General features: G+C 36.4%; 17 protein-coding genes and 1 other annotated feature. Of the genes, 3 read left to right on the forward strand and 14 right to left on the reverse strand.

Translation table 11 applies throughout. The features are described 5' to 3' along the window. Positions 1–27: 27 nt before the first annotated feature. Complete coding sequence (locus LQ682_RS07030) at positions 28–1215, reverse strand: glycine C-acetyltransferase (protein ID WP_016999431.1); 1188 nt, start codon at positions 1213–1215, stop codon at positions 28–30. Between the two features lie 153 nt (positions 1216–1368). Between LQ682_RS07030 and LQ682_RS07035 the strand changes: the two genes are divergently transcribed. From LQ682_RS07035 to LQ682_RS07045, 3 genes are read left to right on the forward strand one after another with little or no spacing between them, the layout of a single operon-like run. After that, positions 1369–2538 carry an amidohydrolase gene (locus LQ682_RS07035; RefSeq protein WP_147640585.1) on the forward strand — a complete coding sequence of 390 codons (1170 nt, stop codon included), beginning with the start codon at positions 1369–1371 and terminating at the stop codon, positions 2536–2538. Between the two features lie 3 nt (positions 2539–2541). Next, positions 2542–3741 carry an amidohydrolase gene (locus LQ682_RS07040; protein WP_103268668.1) on the forward strand — a complete coding sequence of 400 codons (1200 nt, stop codon included), beginning with the start codon at positions 2542–2544 and terminating at the stop codon, positions 3739–3741. Next, complete coding sequence (locus LQ682_RS07045) at positions 3725–4900, forward strand: M20 metallopeptidase family protein (protein WP_064204242.1); 1176 nt, start codon at positions 3725–3727, stop codon at positions 4898–4900. The genes LQ682_RS07040 and LQ682_RS07045 overlap by 17 nt, the downstream gene beginning before the upstream one ends. A gap of 128 nt (positions 4901–5028) precedes the next feature. On the opposite strand, the gene tuf is transcribed toward LQ682_RS07045, so the two are convergent. From tuf to nusG, 13 genes are all read right to left on the reverse strand, one after another. After that, positions 5029–6219, reverse strand: coding sequence for an elongation factor Tu (tuf, locus tag LQ682_RS07050; protein WP_218729477.1), 1191 nt, complete (start codon positions 6217–6219; stop codon positions 5029–5031). A gap of 138 nt (positions 6220–6357) precedes the next feature. After that, a complete protein-coding gene (fusA, locus tag LQ682_RS07055; protein WP_218729476.1) occupies positions 6358–8436 on the reverse strand; it encodes an elongation factor G in 2079 nt (692 codons plus the stop codon). Positions 8437–8580: 144 nt separating this feature from the next. After that, the gene (gene rpsG / locus LQ682_RS07060; protein WP_103268665.1) at positions 8581–9051 is read right to left on the reverse strand and encodes a 30S ribosomal protein S7; all 471 of its coding nucleotides are present in this window, start codon (positions 9049–9051) and stop codon (positions 8581–8583) included. 86 nt (positions 9052–9137) lie between these two features. Beyond that, positions 9138–9560 carry a 30S ribosomal protein S12 gene (rpsL, locus tag LQ682_RS07065; RefSeq protein ID WP_016999424.1) on the reverse strand — a complete coding sequence of 141 codons (423 nt, stop codon included), beginning with the start codon at positions 9558–9560 and terminating at the stop codon, positions 9138–9140. A gap of 91 nt (positions 9561–9651) precedes the next feature. Further along, positions 9652–9906 carry a ribosomal L7Ae/L30e/S12e/Gadd45 family protein gene (locus LQ682_RS07070; RefSeq protein ID WP_064204243.1) on the reverse strand — a complete coding sequence of 85 codons (255 nt, stop codon included), beginning with the start codon at positions 9904–9906 and terminating at the stop codon, positions 9652–9654. 135 nt (positions 9907–10041) lie between these two features. Beyond that, positions 10042–13659, reverse strand: a complete 3618-nt coding sequence (gene rpoC / locus LQ682_RS07075) for a DNA-directed RNA polymerase subunit beta' (RefSeq protein ID WP_103268664.1) — start codon at positions 13657–13659, stop codon at positions 10042–10044. Positions 13660–13758: 99 nt separating this feature from the next. Beyond that, positions 13759–17313 (reverse strand): DNA-directed RNA polymerase subunit beta, encoded by a 3555-nt coding sequence (gene rpoB / locus LQ682_RS07080; RefSeq protein WP_103268663.1) that lies wholly within the window; start codon positions 17311–17313, stop codon positions 13759–13761. 207 nt (positions 17314–17520) lie between these two features. Next, positions 17521–18129 (reverse strand): class I SAM-dependent methyltransferase, encoded by a 609-nt coding sequence (locus LQ682_RS07085; RefSeq protein WP_147640583.1) that lies wholly within the window; start codon positions 18127–18129, stop codon positions 17521–17523. An 82-nt stretch (positions 18130–18211) separates the two neighbouring features. Beyond that, a complete protein-coding gene (rplL, locus tag LQ682_RS07090) occupies positions 18212–18574 on the reverse strand; it encodes a 50S ribosomal protein L7/L12 (protein ID WP_016999419.1) in 363 nt (120 codons plus the stop codon). A 42-nt stretch (positions 18575–18616) separates the two neighbouring features. Continuing rightward, positions 18617–19123, reverse strand: coding sequence for a 50S ribosomal protein L10 (rplJ, locus tag LQ682_RS07095; RefSeq protein ID WP_016999418.1), 507 nt, complete (start codon positions 19121–19123; stop codon positions 18617–18619). Positions 19124–19166: 43 nt separating this feature from the next. Next, positions 19167–19308, reverse strand: a sequence feature (ribosomal protein L10 leader region). Between the two features lie 44 nt (positions 19309–19352). Continuing rightward, positions 19353–20045 carry a 50S ribosomal protein L1 gene (rplA, locus tag LQ682_RS07100; protein WP_016999417.1) on the reverse strand — a complete coding sequence of 231 codons (693 nt, stop codon included), beginning with the start codon at positions 20043–20045 and terminating at the stop codon, positions 19353–19355. A gap of 115 nt (positions 20046–20160) precedes the next feature. Next, positions 20161–20583 carry a 50S ribosomal protein L11 gene (gene rplK, locus LQ682_RS07105; RefSeq protein ID WP_016999416.1) on the reverse strand — a complete coding sequence of 141 codons (423 nt, stop codon included), beginning with the start codon at positions 20581–20583 and terminating at the stop codon, positions 20161–20163. Between the two features lie 147 nt (positions 20584–20730). After that, on the reverse strand, positions 20731–21279 hold the full coding sequence (gene nusG, locus LQ682_RS07110; protein WP_016999415.1) for a transcription termination/antitermination protein NusG: 549 nt from the start codon (positions 21277–21279) through the stop codon (positions 20731–20733). Position 21280 lies beyond the last annotated feature (1 nt).

Genomic DNA, 21280 nt, shown 5'->3' on the forward strand with positions numbered 1-21280 from the left:
ATGTCTCAGCCTGTCACTTCACATTATTTACAGCAATCCAAGTTCTTTACCAATTTTTTCGTAAGTTTCAATTGCTTGATCTAATTGTTCTTTCGTATGTGCTGCAGTTGGCATATTTCTTACACGACCTGTACCTCTAGGCACAGTCGGGAATACTATAGCTTTTGCATATACACCTTCGTCCATTAGTCGTTTACTAAATGTTTGAGCCTTTTTCTCTTCACCAATAATTACTGGTGTAATTGGTGTTTCTGAATGTCCAATATCGAACCCTTTAGCTTTTAAGCCTTCTTTTAAGTAGTTCGCATTATCCCATAATTTATCGTGTAATTCAGTTGAAGCCATTAATTTTTTAACTGATTCAGTAATTGCTTTAGTATCTCCAGGTGCTAAAGAAGTTGAGAATAAGAAAGGTCTTGAAGCAACTTTTAACCAATCTATTAAATCTTTCGTACCTGCTACGTATCCACCTACTACACCTATTGCTTTAGATAACGTTCCAATTTGGAAATCTATTTTATCTTGTAAACCGAAATGTTTTACTGTGCCTGCTCCTTTACCCATAACACCTGAGCCGTGAGCGTCATCAACATAAGTGATTAAGCCAAATTCTTCAGCGATTTCTACGATTTCTGGTAATTTAGCTACATCACCATCCATAGAGAATACGCCGTCAGTAATATACATTACTTTGTTATATTGACCTGACTCTACTGCTTCTTTTGCTTTTGCTCTTAAATCTTCCATATCAGAATGATTCACTCGAATGATTTTCGCTTTAGATAAACGACAACCATCTATAATAGAAGCATGGTTTAATTCATCAGAAAGAATTGCATCATTCTTATTCATAACTGCTGAAATTGCTGCCATGTTACAGTTGAATCCAGATTGATAAGCAATTGCACTTTCAGTCCCTTTAAATTGAGCTAAAGTCTCTTCTAATTCTCTATGCAAATCTAGTGTCCCATTAATAGTACGTACTGCACCAGCGCCAACACCATGAGTATCGATTGCGTCTTTAGCAGCTTTTTTCAAATCTTCGTCTGTTGCTAATCCAAGGTAATTGTTTGAAGATAAATTGATATATGATTTTCCACCAATATTAATTTCAGCACCATTTGCGCCTTCAACAATATCAATTTCATTATACAAACCATTATCCTTCAATTCATTTAAATTTGTTGTTAAAAATGTTTCTAATGTTTGTACCATTTGCACTTTCTCCTTTAGCACTTTTTATTTATCATAACATACTAAAATCAAAGAATTAAGCGTTATCATAGTAAATTGAATTGTTTAAATTTTCTATAAATTTTGCTACAATAGTCGTATTATATTTCGAAAGAATTGAAAGAAGGTTTAGCAATGGTCAATTGGAAAAAAGAAATCGAAGAAAAATTTGATCGTCTCGTAGAAATAAGACGATATATGCATATGAATCCAGAATTATCATATCATGAGGATAAAACTCATGATTTTATTTTATCTGAACTCAAAAAGTTAGATAAGTTACAAATAAGAGAACGTGTTGGTCAAAATGGTATAGTAGCAAAACTTAAAGGAAATGAGCCAGGTCAGACTATTGCATTTCGTGCTGATTTTGATGCATTGCCTATTCAAGATGAAAAAGACGTTCCATACAAATCTACTGTAGATGGTGTGATGCATGCTTGTGGACACGACGGGCATACAGCTACACTACTCACTTTATGTGAATTACTACATGAACATCAATCACAATTGAAAGGTAATGTCGTTTTTATATTCCAATACGCGGAAGAATTAAGTCCAGGTGGCGCTAAACCAATGGTTGATGATGGTGCTTTAGATGGCGTAGATAAAATATACGGCAATCACTTTTGGAGTGGACATTCAACATCAGAAATTAAAACTAAGAGTAGTGCAATGATGGCTTCTCCTGATTATTTCAAAATCACAATTCAAGGTAAAGGTGGTCATGGTGCTAAACCACACACTTCCATTGATCCTATAGTCATTGTTTCAGAGTATATTTCTAGTTTACAAAAAATCATTTCAAGAAATTTAGATCCTATCGACCAAGGTGTTATTACTGTAGGAAAAATTGACGCAGGTAACACCTTTAATGTTATTAGCGACACAGCGACTATTGAAGGCACTGTCAGAACGTTTAATCCCAAAGTGAAGGATTTAATCGAAGAAGAACTAGAACGCCTTTTAAAGGGTATCTGTATCGCAAATAACGCAAGTTACGATTTCGATTATAGAAGAGGCTATCCTACCGTCATTAATCATGATGAACAATACAATGTTGTTAAAAAAGCAGCTACAGATTTAGATCTTACTTATGAAGATATCGAACCAATGATGATTGGTGAAGACTTTTCTTACTATCTTTTAGAACGTCCAGGATGCTTCTTCCTAACTGGTAGTGGTAATGAAGAAAAATCTTCAACAGCCCCTCACCATCACCCAATGTTTGATTTAGATGAAGATGCAATGAAAACGACAACAGAAATGTTTTTAAAAATTCTTGAAGTTGAAGGAGTAATATAATAAATGAAAGATATTTTATTTCAAAAAGTTGAAGATTATTATGATGAGATGATAGAAATCAGAAGGCATTTACATATGAATCCTGAACTTTCATTTGAAGAAGTACAAACTCCAGCCTATATTGCAAATTACCTTCGTAATCTAGACATAGATGTTAGAGAAGGTGTTGGTGGCAGAGGTGTAGTTGGAACATTAAACAAAGATAAACCAGGCCCTACCCTAGCAATTAGAGCTGATTTTGATGCATTACCTATACAAGACGAAAAAGAAGTACCTTATAAATCTACTGTAGATGGCGTCATGCATGCTTGTGGACATGATGCGCATACTGCTGTCTTACTCATGACTGCAAAAATTTTATCTGAACATCGTGATGATATTAATGGTCGTGTTGTTTTTATTCACCAACATGCTGAAGAAGTAGACCCTGGCGGCGCGATACAAATGATTGCAGACGGATGCCTAACAGGTGTGGACGCTATCATTGGCCAACATGTATCAAGTACTATAGATGTTGGTAAAGTCGGTTATAAATACGGAACAACAACAGGCATTCCAGATGACTTCTGGATTACGTTAAAAGGTCGAGGTGGTCACGCAGCTCATCCCGACCAATTAATAGATCCATTAGCAGCCGGAATTCAACTATGTAATGACTTACAATATATTGTTTCACGTAAAACAAGTGCTTTATCACCTGCCGTTCTTTCTATCACAATGTTTAATGCTGGTGAAACAAATAACGTTATACCAGATACATGTAAAATTGGCGGGACGATAAGAACATTTGATTCAGAGATTCAAGCAAGCGTTGTAGAAGGTTTCAAAAAAGTACTTGAAGGCTTAACAACTTCAACAGATGTTACTTACGATTTAAAATATAGTAAAGGTTATCCTCCTGTCATTAATACAGAACGTGAGACTGACCTCATTCTTGAAGCCACTCAAGAAGTTGATAGCGTTTATGAACTGGTAGAATTAGAAGCAAGTTTAAGTGGTGAAGACTTCTCTTATTACCAACAAAGAGTGCCCGGTGCTTTCTTCTATACTGGAACTAGAAATGAGCATTTTAAAGCAGATTTTCCCCATCATCATCCAAAATTCGATATCGATGAAAAAGGGTTAATCAATGCTGTACGCATCTTTTTATTAACAACATTTAAGTTTATGGAAGGAGATTATAAAAATGACCTTAACGCATGAAGTTGAAAAGCATATGGATGAATTAATCGAAATTAGAAGGCATTTACATCAACATCCTGAATTATCTTTTCAAGAAGAAAATACTAAAAAGTATATCGCAGATTATCTTGAAAATTTAGGTATTGAAGTAAAAAAAGATGTCGGAGGTAACGGACTTTTAGGCTATATTAAAGGCGGGAAAGAAGGTCCTACTATTGCTTTAAGAGCAGACTTTGATGCTTTGCCTATCAACGATGAAAAGGAAGTGCCTTATAAGTCTACAGTAGAGGGCGTTATGCATGCTTGTGGACATGACGCTCATACAGCAAGCTTATTAATAACAGCTAAAATATTAAAAGAACATTCAGATGCTATCCATGGTAATGTCGTACTTATTCATCAACATGCTGAAGAAGTCCTTCCAGGTGGCGCTAGAGCTATGATAGAAGCTGGTGCATTAGATGGTGTTGATTATGTATTCGGTACCCATACAGCGAGCCATATAGACGCAAATAAAGTCGGATTTTGTGCTGGACCTGCTTATGCAGCTGCAGATTCATTTGAAATTGAAATCCAAGGGCTTGGTGGGCATGGCGCAATGCCTCAATTCGCAAAAGACCCAATTGTCGCAGCTTCATCATTAATTGTTCAGGCGCAAAGTATTGTATCAAGAACTATTGACCCACTTGAGTCAGCAGTTGTCACATTTGGAACATTTAAAGGTGGTAACGCCTTTAATGTTATAGCGGACAAAGTAAAATTAACAGGAACAATAAGAAGTTATTTACCTAGCGTTAAAGAACAAATCAAAGATCGTTTAAATGGGATTTTAAACGGTATAGAATCAAGTTATGGTGTGAAATGTCACTTAGACTATACAGACGGATATCCACCAGTAGTAAACCATGAAAAGGAAACAAAATGGGCTAAAAATCTAGCAAGTAATATTGATACTATCGAAGAAGCTTTTGATTTTCCGCCTTCACTCGGTGGAGAAGATGTTGGTTACTTCTTACAGCATGTACCAGGAACTTATTTCTTTACAGGTGTAGGCAATGAAGCATTAAAAGCAACTTACCCTCATCATCACCCTAAATTCGATTTAGATGAACAATCATTACAAAATAGCGTTAAACTCTTCCTATCCATTATTGAACATAGTGAAGAATTAGAAAAATAAATTCTATATATTAATGAACATAAAAAACAGGGGAAATTCTTAAGTTAATAAGAATTTCCCCTGCTCTATTTAAATCTAGTAAAATATGCTAGATATTATACGTTTGGTTAAGTGTGTACGAAATCGAATTAAGCTTCGATTACAGTAACAACACCTGATCCAACTGTACGTCCACCTTCACGGATTGAGAAACGAGTACCGTCTTCAATAGCGATAGGTGAAATTAATTCAACGTCTATTTCAACGTTGTCGCCAGGCATAACCATTTCAGTACCTTCTGGTAAGTTTACAACACCAGTTACGTCAGTAGTACGGAAATAGAATTGTGGACGGTAGTTAGTGAAGAATGGAGTATGACGTCCACCTTCATCTTTTGATAATACATAAACTTCAGCTTTGAATTTAGTGTGAGGTGTGATTGAACCTGGTTTAGCTAATACTTGACCACGGTTAACGTCTTCACGAGCAACACCACGTAATAATGCACCGATGTTATCTCCAGCTTCAGCGAAGTCTAATAATTTACGGAACATCTCAACACCAGTTACAGTTGTTTTAGATGATTCTTCAGTTAAACCGATAATTTCGATTTCTTCACCAACTTTGATTTGACCACGTTCAACACGGCCTGTAGCAACAGTACCACGACCAGTTATTGAGAATACGTCCTCAACTGGCATCATGAATGGTTTGTCAGAATCACGTTCTGGAGTTGGAATGAAAGTATCTACAGCTTCCATTAATTCAACAATTTTTTCTTCGTAAGCTTCGTCGCCTTCTAAAGCTTTTAATGCTGAACCAGCAATTACTGGAGTGTCATCGCCAGGGAAGTCATATTCTGTTAATAAGTCACGAACTTCCATTTCAACTAATTCTAATAATTCTTCGTCGTCAACCATGTCAACTTTGTTTAAGAATACTACTAATGCAGGAACACCTACGTTACGTGATAAAAGAATGTGCTCACGAGTTTGAGGCATTGGGCCGTCAGCAGCAGATACTACTAAGATACCGCCGTCCATTTGAGCAGCACCAGTGATCATGTTTTTAACATAGTCAGCGTGTCCTGGGCAGTCAACGTGCGCATAGTGACGAGTAGCTGTTTCATATTCGATGTGTGAAGTATTAATTGTAATACCACGTTCTTTTTCTTCTGGAGCGTTGTCGATTTGAGCGTATGAACGAGCTTCTCCGTCACCAGAACGTTTTGCTAATACAGTTGCAATAGCAGCTGTTAAAGTAGTTTTACCATGGTCAACGTGACCGATAGTACCAATATTGGCATGTGTTTTTGAGCGATCAAATTTTTCTTTAGCCATTATGAAATCTCTCCTATTCATATTAAAAATTATATTTTTTTATTAAGCCTCATGATGGTTACTCACCATCATGAGGATAACCTATAGTTAATTTATAAATCATTTTGAGAAAAAAATCAATTTATTAAAGCGTTTTGATTAAGCGCCTGTATTTTTCTTGATAATTTCTTCAGAAATTGATTTTGGTACTTCTTCGTAGTGATCAAATACCATAGTATAAGTACCACGACCTTGAGTGTTAGAACGTAAGTTTGTAGCGTAACCGAACATTTCTGAAAGTGGAACGAATGCACGAACAACTTGAGCGTTACCGCGTGCTTCCATACCTTCAACACGTCCACGACGACTTGTTACGTCACCCATAATGTCACCCATGTACTCTTCAGGCATAACGATTTCAACTTTCATCATTGGCTCTAAGATTACTGGATCACATTTTTTAGCTGCTTCTTTAAGTGCTAATGAAGCTGCAATTTTGAAGGCCATTTCAGATGAATCGACATCATGGTATGAACCATCATATAATTTAGCTTTAACATCAACTAATGGATACCCAGCTAATACACCGTTTTCCATAGCGTCTTTAAGACCAGCTTCAACTGAAGGAATATATTCACGAGGAACTACCCCACCAACAATAGCGTTTTCGAATTCGAAACCTGCGCCTTGTTCGTTAGGTGTAAATTCAATGTGAACATCACCAAATTGTCCACGTCCACCTGATTGACGAGCAAATTTACCTTGTACTTGTGCAGGCGTTTTGAACGTTTCACGGTAAGATACCATTGGCGCACCAACAGCACACTCAACTTTGAATTCACGTTTCATACGGTCTACTAAAATATCAAGGTGTAATTCACCCATACCACCGATGATAACTTGTCCAGTTTCATGGTCAGTATGTGCATGGAATGTTGGGTCTTCTTCTTGTAATTTAACTAATGCGTTAGTCATTTTATCTTGGTCAGCTTTTGATTTAGGCTCAACTGATAAGTGAATAACTGGCTCTGGGAAGTCCATTGCTTCTAAGATGATGTCATCTTTTTCGTCACATAGAGTATCACCTGTACCAGTATCTTTAAGTCCTACCGCACCAGCAATGTCACCAGAATATACAGTAGAAATCTCTTGACGAGAGTTAGCGTGCATTTGTAGGATACGACCTACACGTTCACGTTTCCCTTTAGTTGAGTTTTTAATGTATGATCCTGATTCCATAGTACCAGAATAAACACGGAAGAATGTTAATTTACCTACATAAGGGTCAGTCATTACTTTAAACGCTAATGCAGCGAAAGGTGCTGAATCATCAGGTTTAGCAATTACTTCTTCTTCACTTTCGAATCTATGTCCGACAATAGGTTTAACATCTAATGGTGATGGTAAGTAGTCAATAACTGCGTTCAACATTAATTGAACACCTTTGTTTTTGAATGCTGTACCACATAATACTGGGTAGAATTCAACATCACAAGTAGCTTGACGAATAGCTTTTTTAAGCTCATCAATTGTGATTTCTTCTCCACCTAAGTATTTTTCCATTAATTCGTCATTTGATTCTGCAACAGCTTCAATTAAAGATTCACGAGTTTCTTCAGCTTTTTGCTTGTGAGACTCAGGAATTTCAATTTCTTCAATTTCAGTACCTAAATCGTTATTGTATTGGAAACATTTCATTTCTACTAAATCAATAATAGCACTGAAATCATCTTCCGCACCGATTGGTAATTGAATTGGGTGAGCATTAGCTTGTAAGCGCTCATGTAATGTACCAACTGAATATTCAAAGTTCGCACCCATTTTATCCATTTTATTAATGAATACAATACGTGGAACACCGTATGTTGTTGCTTGACGCCAAACTGTTTCAGTTTGAGGTTCAACCCCTGATTGAGCATCAAGTACTGTAACGGCACCATCAAGTACACGTAAAGAACGTTCAACTTCAACTGTGAAGTCTACGTGTCCAGGTGTATCGATGATATTTACACGGTGGCCTTCCCATTCTGCAGTTGTAGCAGCAGAAGTGATTGTGATACCACGTTCTTGCTCTTGTGACATCCAGTCCATTTGTGAAGCACCTTCATGTGTTTCACCAATTTTATGAATACGGCCTGTGTAATAAAGAATACGTTCAGTAGTCGTTGTTTTACCAGCATCGATGTGAGCCATGATACCGATATTACGAGTGTTTTTCAAAGAGAAATCTCTTGCCATAGTATTCTTACTCCTTCCAAAATATTGGATATTTGGTTTTTTTATTACAATAGATACGCAGATACCCTAAGTGTTTAAAAAACTAGAGATAACCCATTAAAAGGAATCTTTATCATTTTAACGCTTAGGGTCCTAGGTTCTATTTTACCAACGATAATGAGCAAACGCTTTGTTAGCTTCTGCCATTTTATGAACGTCTTCACGTTTCTTAACTGCGCCACCAGTATTGTTAGCAGCATCTAAGATTTCGTTAGCTAAACGCTCTTCCATAGTTTTTTCACCACGAAGACGAGCATAGTTAACTAACCAACGTAAACCTAAAGTTGTACGACGATCTGGACGTACTTCTACAGGTACTTGATAGTTTGAACCACCTACACGGCGAGCTTTAACTTCAAGTACAGGCATGATGTTGTTGATAGCTTCATCGAATACTTCAATTGGATCTTTACCTGAACGTTCTTGAACAAGTTCGAATGCTGAGTAAAGAATTCTTTGAGCAGTACCACGCTTACCATCAAGCATGATTTTATTGATTAATTTTGTTACTAATTTTGAGTTGTGAATTGGATCTGGTAATACATCTCTTTTTGGAACTGGACCTTTACGAGGCATAATCGAAATCCTCCTTCCCTAATTATAAAATTTATTTAGTTTATCGTCACATAAAAATCTGTTAAACACAGAAATTTAATATTAGATTATTTCTTAGCAGCTTTAGGTTTTTTAGCACCATAAAGTGAACGACTTTGCATACGTCCTTCAACACCAGAAGTGTCTAAAGCACCACGTACTACGTGATAACGTACACCAGGTAAGTCTTTAACACGTCCACCACGAATAAGTACAACACTGTGTTCTTGTAAGTTGTGGCCTATACCAGGGATATACGCGTTTACTTCGATGTTGTTTGATAAACGAACACGAGCATATTTACGTAACGCTGAGTTAGGTTTTTTAGGTGTCATTGTTCCTACACGTGTACAAACACCGCGTTTTTGTGGAGAATATACAGTAGTCACTTTTTTCTTCATGCTATTGTATCCTTTATTTAATGCAGGTGCTGTAGAGTGTGATGATTTACTTGTACGTGGTTTACGTACTAATTGGTTAATAGTAGGCATCTTTAATGTCCTCCTCTCTTGTTTTCTTAATTCCACACATCCAGGTGGTTCATTTTAAGGCAAATAAAAATAGTAAGCACAGCTTACACATTTATTTAAGCAATGCAACTACTGTCGCATTTACTTCTATTCCATAGTGCGATCCTAACTTTTGTCTTGTTGGACTATAATCTATCGGAACGCCTGTCTCAAATGCTAAATTCAACACTTTAGACAAAATATGAATATTTACATCTTGAGCAATGATTACTTTACGTACATCATGCTTCTTCAATGCTTTAGTGGTTTGTTTTAAACCAATGACATAATTGTCTTGATTTAAGCTTAAGGCTTTTTCATTAGACATTTGATATCCTCCAAAGCGTCTGCTTGCATCAACCTTAACAATAATAACATCCTACTTTGATAAAGTCAATAATTTTTGGAGTGTTTTTATAATAAAATATAAGCTGTTCTAGACCCCTAGAACAGCTCATATCTGTTAATCAGTTACTACTGTTTCTTCAGGTGATACTTCTTTTTCAACTTTTTCGAAATCTACACCAGTATATCTTCTCATACCTGTACCAGCAGGGATTAATTTACCGATGATAACATTTTCTTTAAGTCCAAGTAAGTTATCACGTTTACCTTTGATTGCAGCATCTGTAAGAACTCTAGTTGTTTCTTGGAATGACGCCGCTGATAAGAAGCTTTCAGTTTCAAGAGAAGCTTTTGTAATACCAAGTAATACAGGTTTAGCAGTTGCTGGGCGCTTACGCGTAGCAAATACTTCTCTGTTTGCATCAGTAAATGTATGAATATCTACTAAAGCACCTGGTAATAGTTTCGTATCTCCTGCTTCAATAATTCTTACTTTACGAAGCATTTGTCTAACCATAACTTCAACGTGTTTATCTGAAATTTCAACACCTTGCATACGGTAAACTTTTTGAACTTCTTTAAGCAAGTATTTTTGAGTAGCATTTAATCCAGCTACAGCTAGTAATCCTTTAGGCTCAATTGAACCTTCAGTCATTACTTCGCCACGTTCAACATATTGTCCTTCTTCAACTTTAAGTCTTGCAGTACCTGAAGCAAGGTAAGTTCTAATTTCATTTTCGCCTTTAACTTTAATTTCTTGTTGACGATCTTTAACGATAGTAATCTCTGTTACTTCACCGTTAATTTCTGAAATAACTGCTTGACCTTTAGGGTTACGCGCTTCAAATAACTCTTGAATACGTGGTAAACCTTGTGTGATATCTGCTCCGGCTACACCACCAGTATGGAAGGTACGCATTGTAAGCTGTGTACCTGGTTCACCGATTGATTGGGCAGCTATTGTACCAACTGCTTCACCAACTTCAACTTGTTCACCAGTTGCTAAGTTCTTACCGTAACATTTTTCACATACACCATGACGAGTGTTACATGTAAATGCAGAACGGATGTGCATTTCAGTAATACCAGCATCTAGTATTTGTTTAGCAATTTCTGGCGTTATTAGTTCGTTAACTTTGATAATTACTTCATCAGTTTTTGGATGACGTAATGTTTCTTTAGAATAACGACCTTCTATACGCTCAATAAATGGCTCAATTAATTCTGATCCTTCTCTAATATCAGATACTAATAAACCTCTATCAGTTCCACAGTCTTCTTCTCTGACAATAACATCTTGTGCTACGTCAACAAGACGACGAGTTAAGTAACCTGAATCGGCAGTTTTCAGCGCTGTATCGGCTAGACCTTTACGAGCACCGTGAGTTGATATGAAATATTCAAGTACTGTTAAACCTTCACGGAATGAAGATTTAATCGGTAACTCAATAATTTTACCAGATGGGTTAGCCATCAGACCACGCATACCAGCTAATTGAGTAAAGTTAGATGCGTTACCACGAGCACCTGAATCACTCATCATGAATATTGGGTTAAGATTATCTAATGACATCATTAATTTAGCTTGAATATCATCTTTAGCTTTTGTCCAAATTTCGATAACTGCTGCATAACGTTCGCCTTCAGTGATTAAACCACGGCTAAATTGTTTTTGAACTTTTTCAACTTTAACTTCTGCTTCATCGATGATTTCTTGTTTCTCTGAAAGAACCACGATATCAGATACACCAACAGTAATACCAGCACGAGATGAATATTTAAATCCTAAATCTTTCATCTTATCTAGCATCATTGAAGTATCAGTTATATGGAATTTGTTGAATATTTCAGCAATGATTTTACCTAAGAATACTTTGTTAAATGGTTTAACAAGCTCAACGTCTTCAAGATATTCTACTAGTCCACCTTCTGGTAAATCTGTAGGTGAAACAAAGTATTTATCAGGAGTTGATTTTTCTAAATTGAAATTAGTCGGTTCATTAATATATGGGAATGAATTAGGCATAATTTCATTAAAGATAACTTTACCAACAGAAGTAATTAATAATTTTTTATTTTGTTCTGCTGTAAACGTTGGGTTCTTAAGTGATCTTGCATGTAAAGCTATACGTGAATGTAAGTGTACATGACCATTTGCATAAGCTTTAATAACTTCGTCAGTTTCATTGAAGATGTCACCAGCACCTATTGCACCTTTTCTTTCTAATGTAAGGTAATAGTTACCTAATACCATATCTTGTGAAGGCGTAACAACTGGTTTACCATCTTTAGGGTTCAAGATGTTTTGAGCTGCAAGCATTAACATACGTGCTTCTGCTTGTGCTTCTTTAGATAATGGTACGTGAACCGCCATTTGGTCACCATCAAAGTCAGCGTTATAAGCTGTTGTAACAAGTGGGTGAAGTTTAATCGCACGACCTTCAACTAGAGTAGGTTCAAACGCTTGAATACCTAGTCTGTGTAATGTAGGTGCACGGTTTAATAGTACTGGGTGTTCTTTAATAACATCTTCAAGTACATCCCATACTTCTTCTTCCATTCTTTCAATTTTGCCTTTTGCATTTTTGATGTTTGTAGCAATTTCACGTTCTACTAATTCTTTCATAATGAATGGTTTAAATAATTCTAAAGCCATTTCTTTCGGTAAACCACATTGGTACATTTTCAGACTAGGACCAACAACGATAACTGAACGTCCTGAGTAGTCAACACGCTTACCAAGTAAGTTTTGACGGAAACGACCTTGTTTACCTTTTAACATGTGTGAAAGTGATTTTAACGGACGGTTACCTGGACCAGTTACTGGACGACCACGACGACCGTTATCGATTAACGCATCTACAGCTTCTTGTAGCATACGTTTTTCGTTTTGAACGATAATGCCAGGAGCACCCAAGTCTAATAAACGTTTCAAACGATTATTACGGTTGATAACACGACGGTATAAATCATTTAAGTCACTTGTTGCGAAGCGACCACCATCTAATTGAACCATTGGACGGATTTCAGGTGGAATAATTGGTAATACATCTAAAATCATCCATGAAGGTTCATTACCAGAGTGACGGAATGATTCAACTACTTCTAGACGTTTAATTGCTCTTGTCAATCTTTGGCCAGTAGCTGATTCTAATTCTTCACGAAGTTGTTTTAATTCTTTTTCTAAATCTATATCACTTAATAGATCACGGATTGCTTCCGCGCCCATTTTTGCACTGAATTTACCCGGGAATTTATCATAATATTCTCGGTATTCACCTTCAGTTAATAATTGTTTCTTTTCTAATCCAGTTGGACCTGGATCAATTACTGTGTAAGAAGCAAAATAAATTACTTCTTCTAGCGCACGTGGAGACATATCTAATAATAGTCCCATGCGACTAGGTATACCTTTAAAGTACCAAATATGTGATACAGGTGCTGCTAATTCAATGTGTCCCATTCTTTCACGACGCACTTTAGATTTAGTGACTTCAACGCCACATCTATCACAGACCATACCTTTATAGCGTACTCGTTTGTATTTACCACAACTACATTCCCAGTCCTTAGTTGGACCGAAAATTTTCTCACAGAATAAACCATCTCTTTCAGGTTTTAGCGTACGGTAGTTAATTGTTTCTGGTTTTTTAACTTCACCAAATGACCAAGAACGAATCTTTTCAGGTGAAGCAAGTCCTATTTTCATGTAATGGAAATTATTTACATCAATCAAGGAGCCTACCTCCTTCAAATTAAATTAGTTGTGCCGGTTGATTGATAATGTGTAACAAATGAAAGCGCAAATGTATTACCAAATGCGCTTGATTAACTTTTACTCAGTTACTTGTTGTCCTTCTACTGCTGCATCTTGTGAAACACCTAAATCAACTTTTTTGTCCATCATATCTTCATCCTCTAAATCGCGCATTTCGATTTCATTATCATGTTCGTCCATGACTTTAACATCAAGTCCTAAACTCTGTAATTCTTTCATTAATACGCGGAATGATTCAGGGACACCCGGTTTAGGGATATTGTCGCCTTTTACGATAGCTTCATAAGTTTTTACACGACCTACAGTATCATCAGATTTATAAGTTAAAATCTCTTGTAATGTGTACGCAGCACCATATGCTTCAAGTGCCCATACCTCCATTTCACCGAAACGTTGTCCACCGAATTGAGCTTTACCACCCAATGGTTGTTGCGTTACAAGTGAGTATGGACCAGTAGAACGTGCGTGTAATTTATCATCGACCATGTGTGCAAGTTTAAGCATGTACATAACACCTACAGATACACGGTTATCAAATGGTTCACCAGTACGACCATCGTATAAGACAGTTTTACCGTCACGAGCCATACCTGCTTCTTCAATAGTTGACCAAACATCATCATCGTTAGCACCATCAAATACTGGTGAAGCAACATGAATACCTAGATTCTTAGCTGCCATACCTAGATGAAGTTCTAAAACTTGTCCGATATTCATACGAGAAGGTACACCTAATGGGTTTAACATAAGGTCAATTGGTGTTCCATCTGGTAAGTAAGGCATATCTTCTTCAGGTAAAATACGTGAAATTACACCTTTGTTACCATGACGACCACACATTTTATCCCCTTCGTGTATTTTACGTTTTTGAACGATATAAACACGAACTAATTGGTTAACACCTGGAGATAATGAATCATCGCCTTCTTCTCTATTAAAGACTTTAACGTCTAATACGATACCGCCAGCACCATGAGGTACGCGTAATGATGTATCACGTACTTCGCGTGCTTTCTCACCAAATATCGCATGTAATAATCTTTCTTCAGCTGTTAGTTCAGTCACACCTTTAGGCGTTACTTTACCTACTAAAATGTCACCATCTTTAACTTCAGCACCAACATAAACAATACCGCGATCGTCTAAGTTTTTAAGTGCATTATCAGAAACGTTTGGAATATCACGTGTGATTTCTTCAGGTCCTAATTTAGTGTCACGAGCCTCTGATTCATATTCTTCAACATGAATAGAAGTATATACGTCATCTTTAACAAGACGTTCACTCATGATAACAGCATCCTCGTAGTTATAACCATCCCAAGTCATAAATCCAACTACTAAGTTTCTACCTAGTGCCATTTCACCAAGTTCCATTGAAGGTCCATCAGCTAAAATTTCACCTTTAGAAACAATGTCACCATATGCAACGATTGGACGTTGGTTATAACATGTTCCAGAGTTACTACGTTTAAATTTAGATAAAGGATAACGGTCTAATTCCGTTTCGATTTCTTTACCATTTTCTTCTACAATTCTTCTAACAAGAATTTCTTTCGATTCAACATGTTCAACTCTACCTTTATGTTTAGCAACAATAGCTGCTCCTGAGTCACGTGCTGTAACATGTTCCATACCCGTTCCAACAAATGGTGCTTCAGGGTTCATTAAAGGTACTGCTTGACGTTGCATGTTCGCACCCATAAGTGCACGGTTAGAGTCATCGTTTTCAAGGAAAGGAATACATGCTGTTGCTGCAGAAACAACTTGTTTAGGAGATACATCCATGTAATCCATACGTTCTTTAGGTTTAGTAGTGTTGTCACCACGGAAACGACAAAGAACTTCATCGTCGACGAATCTACCAGTTTCATCTAATACTGAGTTTGCTTGTGCAACAACATAACTATCTTCTTCATCAGCAGTTAGATAATCAATTCTGTCTGTTACTTGGTTAGTTTCGATATTAACTTTACGATATGGTGTTTCAATAAAGCCAAACTCGTTAACTCTAGCATAACTTGAAAGTGAGTTGATTAAACCAATGTTTGGTCCCTCTGGTGTCTCAATCGGACACATACGACCATAGTGAGAATAGTGAACGTCACGTACTTCCATACCAGCACGTTCACGAGTTAAACCGCCGGGTCCAAGCGCTGATAGACGACGTTTATGCGTTAACTCAGCTAATGGGTTAGCTTGGTCCATGAATTGAGACAATTGTGAACTACCAAAGAATTCTTTAATTGAAGCAATAACTGGACGTATATTTATAAGTTGTTGTGGTGTGATTGAATCAGTATCTTGAATTGACATACGTTCACGTACAACACGTTCCATACGTGATAAACCAATTCTAAATTGGTTTTGTAGCAATTCACCTACTGAACGTAGACGACGGTTACCTAAATGGTCAATGTCATCTGTATAACCTACACCATGTAATAAGTTGAAGAAATATGATAATGATGAAACGATATCTGCTGGCGTAATACATTTAACTGCTTCATCAGGAAATGCATTACCAATCACTGTTGTCGTACGGTTTTCTTCATCACCAGGGATATAAATCTTAACAGATTGAATTTCAACTGGTTCATCTAATACGCTACTATTTAATTCATAAACTTGAATGTTAGCATTAGATTCTAATACATCGATAATTTTATCTAAATTACGACGGTCTAAAACCGTTCCTTCTTCTGCTGCAATTTCACCTGTTTCAACATCAACAATAGGTTCAGCTAATGTTTGATTGAACAAACGATGTTTAAGATGTAACTTTTTGTTCATTTTATAACGACCGACACTCGCTAAATCATAACGTTTTGGGTCGAAGAAGCGTGAGTAAATTAAACTCTTCGCGTTTTCTACTGTTGGTGGTTCTCCCGGACGCAAACGCTCATAAATCTCAAGCAATGCTTGATCAGTAGTTTCAGTATTATCCTTATCTAAAGCGTTTCTAAGATATTCATTGTCTCCAAGTAAATCTAAAATTTCTTGGTCCGTTGAGAATCCTAAAGCGCGGACTAATACTGTAATTGGCAACTTACGCGTTCTATCAATTCTTACGTAAGGAACGTCTTTAGCGTCTGTTTCATATTCTAACCATGCACCACGGTTAGGAATCACAGTTGTTCCATAACTAATTTTACCGTTTTTATCAACTTTTTCGTTGAAGTATACGGATGGTGAACGTACAAGTTGTGATACAATTACACGTTCTGCACCATTAATAACGAAAGTACCAGTGTCAGTCATTAATGGGAAATCACCCATAAATACTTCTTGATCTTTCACTTCGCCTGTTTCTTTATTAATTAAACGAACTTTAACGCGTAATGGCGCGGAATAAGTCGCATCACGGTTTTTAGATTCTTCTAAATCATACTTTGATTCACCTAAACGATAATCTACGAATTCTAAAGATAAGTTACCTGTAAAATCGTCGATTGGCGAAATGTCGCGAAACATTTCAAGTAAACCTTCTTTAAGAAACCATTCATATGATTTCGTTTGAATCTCGATTAAATTAGGTAATTCTAAAGATTCGGAAATTCTCGCATAACTTCTACGAACACGATGTCTTCCATACTGGATAAGTTGACCTGTCAACAGATTCACCCCTCAAATATTGTGAATATAACTTTGCGTCTTACAAAACAAAGATAATAAGACAAAAAGAAAACGGAAAGTCAATGATTCCATTTTCTATTTCGTACGACTTATTTCTAACATTCAATTAAGGGCGACGCAAAAGTACACACTTATTGAATATAATTTTTTAACATTCTATTACTATATCAGAACAAAATAGCAAAATCAAGCTTTTACACTTTTTAAAATGTAATAACCCTTGCTTTTTTCTATAATTTCTGCATTGCCAAAAATATTTTGCATTTTTTCTTTTGCAGAAGGCATACCTTGTTTCTTTTGAATGACTACCCAAAGTTCTCCTCCGTGTGTTAAAACTTGATCACTTTGTTCAAATATTCGATGTACAACATTTTTACCAGCTCTAATCGGCGGATTAGTTAGTACGAAATCAAATTGTAAATCTATAACACCATCTATACAATCGCTTTGTTGTATTTCGGCATTATTAATTTGATTTGAGTTTCGATTATCTTTCGCCAATTCTAATGCCCTTTCATTTACATCCACCATCGTTACTTCACTATGTGGTAGCACTTTAGCACAAGTTAATCCAATAGGTCCGTATCCACAGCCTACGTCTAATATTTTCTTTTTAGGTCCTGGGGGATTTAAATTTAAAAATGTAGTAATCAATAAATCAGATCCAAAATCAATTTTTCCTTTTGAAAAAACGCCATGATCTGTCTGAAGAGAGAGTTTGATGTCACGATAGCGATAATCGAAAGGTTTTCTTTCCGATTTCACATTTGGATCATTATCATAATAATGACTCATTATGCCACCTCTTTAATACATTTAATGAGTAAAGAAAAACCCGTTATCATGATAATAACGGGTTTTTGATTTAATACAGAAATTATTTTAATTCTACAGATGCGCCAAGTTCTTCTAATTTTTCTTTTAGAGCTTCAGCGTCTTCTTTAGATAATCCTTCTTTAACAACTTTAGGAGCGTTATCTACGATTTCTTTAGCTTCTTTTAAGCCTAAACCAGTTACTTCTTTAACTGCTTTAACAACTTTAATTTTTGAATCTCCAGCTGCAGTTAATTCAACGTTGAATTCAGTTTGTTCAGCTTCTGCTTCTCCACCAGCTGCGCCAGCTGCTGCTACAGGAGCTGCTGCTGTTACACCAAATTCTTCTTCAATAGCTTTAACTAAGTCGTTTAATTCTAATACTGACATTTCTTTAATTGATTCGATAATTTTTTCATTAGACATGATATATTTCCTCCAATAATTAATTTTTATTTTGTACTGATATTATTCAGCACTTTCTTCTTTTTGTTCTCCAACAGCTTTAACTGCGTAAGCAAAGTTACGAACTGGAGCTTGTAATACAGATAGTAACATAGATACAAGACCGTCTTTTGATGGTAATGAACCGATAGTGTTAACTTGTTCTGCACTTACTACGCTTCCTTCAATAACACCTGCTTTGATTTCTAATGCTTCGTTTTGTTTAGCGAAGTCAGCAAGAATTTTTGCTGGTGCAACAACTTCTTCATTTGAGAAAGCAATTGCGTTAGGACCAGTTAAGAATTCTTCTAAACCTTCGATTCCAGCAGCTTCAGCAGCACGACGAACTAAAGTATTTTTGTATACTTTATATTCAAGACCAGCTTCACGTAATTGTTGACGTAACTCTGTAACTTGCGCAACTGATAAACCACGGTAATCTACAATAATTGTTGAAACTGAGTTTTTTAATTGTTCAGCAATAGCATCAACTTTTTGTTGTTTGATTTCAACGATTTTTGAATTAGACATCTCTACACCTCCATAGTATTTATATCGTGCTTTTATGATGAGGTATCTCAACAAAAAAGCACTTTTTACCCACGGCAAAAAGTGCTTGAAATTTATACGTTCAAGTCAATTTAAGCCTCGGTAGGATAGCCTTTTAAGTTCCAAAAACGAACTCCTACTGTCTTAGGTTAAATATTACACATTCAAAACTATAACGCGTTTCAGATGTGAAGTCAATATATTTTTATTATTATAATTTAAAGTTTGAAGTATCTACTTTGATACCAGGGCCCATTGTTGTTGTTACAGCAACAGACTTGAAATAAGTACCTTTAGAAGATGATGGTTTAGCTTTTGTTAATGTATCTTGGATAGTTTTGAAGTTATCAACTAACTTCTGCTCATCGAATGATACTTTACCAATAGAAGCATGAACAATACCAGATTTTTCAGCACGGTATTCTACTTTACCTGCTTTAATTTCTTCGACTGCTTTTTTGATATCCATTGTAACTGTACCAGTTTTAGGGTTTGGCATTAAACCTTTAGGTCCTAATACGCGACCAAGTTTACCAACTTCACCCATCATGTCAGGTGTTGCAACAATAACATCAAATTCAAACCAACCATCGTTGATTTTGCTGATGTATTCTTCACCTACATAGTCTGCTCCAGCTTCTTCTGCTTCTTTGATTTTATCGCCTTTAGCGAATACTAATACTCGTTGTGTTTTACCAGTTCCGTGTGGTAATACTACTGCTCCACGGATTTGTTGGTCGTTTTTACGAGTATCAATGCCTAAACGAAATGCAACTTCTACAGAAGCATCAAAGTTTACAGTGCTTGTTTCTTTTGCTAATTTCATAGCTTCTTCTACTGAGTATAATGAAGAACGATCAACTTTAGCAATTGCTTCTTGATACTTTTTACCTTTTTTAGCCATTTTGTTTTCCTCCTTTAGTGGTTTTAGCGGAATGTTACCTCCCACGTGCATCGTCTATTAGACAATGCAATAGCAGACAGCGAATTAGCCGCCTGCTTAAACTTTAAAATCTCAATTATTCTACGACAATTCCCATGCTGCGTGCAGTACCTTCAACGATACGGATTGCTGCTTCTTCAGATGCTGCGTTTAAGTCAGGCATTTTAGTGTTAGCAATTTCACGTACTTGGTCTTGAGTTACTGTAGCAACTTTAGATTTGTTAGGTTCACCAGAACCTTTTTCTACTTTAGCTGCTTTTTTAAGTAATACTGCTGCAGGTGGTGTCTTAGTGATGAAAGTAAATGAACGATCTTCAAATACTGTAATTTCAACTGGAATGATTAAACCTGCTTGCTCTTGTGTACGAGCGTTGAATTCTTTACAGAATCCCATAATATTCACACCGGCTTGACCTAATGCAGGACCAACTGGTGGTGCTGGGTTTGCTTTACCTGCAGGTATTTGCAATTTAACTACTTTGATTACTTTTTTAGCCACGATGTGCACCTCCTTGATATCGTGATGTGGTCATGGGGTAATGATATTTTACCCTCCCACTCTTCATTTCCTAATGAAATGGTTGCGCATAGTCCGAGCGCGACCTTTAAATAATAACATTGAAATAATTAATTTTCAAGTGTTTTTTTACAACTTTTCAATTTGGTCAAATTCTACTTCAACAGGTGTTTCTCTGCCGAACATGTCAACAAGTACTGTTAATTTATACTTTTCAACATCTATCTCTTTTATTTCACCAATTTGGTTCGTAAATGGTCCACTTGTAACGCGAACTTGTTCTCCTAATTCTACTTCTACGTCGACGGTTTTTTCAGACATACCCATCTGTTTCAAAATGAATTTAGCTTCATCTGGTAATAAAGGATTTGGCTTAGAACCTGCGCCAGCTGACCCAACAAAGCCAGTTACACCTGGCGTATTTCTGACAATATACCAAGATTCGTCGGTCATAATTAATTCTACTAATACATAACCAGGGAATGTTTTCTTAAGTTGTGTCTTAGCTTTACCATCTTTAATTGATGTTTCTTCTTCTTCAGGGATTACAACTCTAAAGATCTGTTCTTCCATGTTCATTGTTTCGACACGTTTCTCAAGGTTTGTTTTCACTTTATTTTCGTAACCTGAATAAGTGTGCACTGCGTACCAACGTTTAGCGCCTATATCTTCTGACATT

The organism is Mammaliicoccus sp. A-M4 (genome assembly GCF_022386955.1).
Lineage (GTDB): Bacteria > Bacillota > Bacilli > Staphylococcales > Staphylococcaceae > Mammaliicoccus > Mammaliicoccus lentus.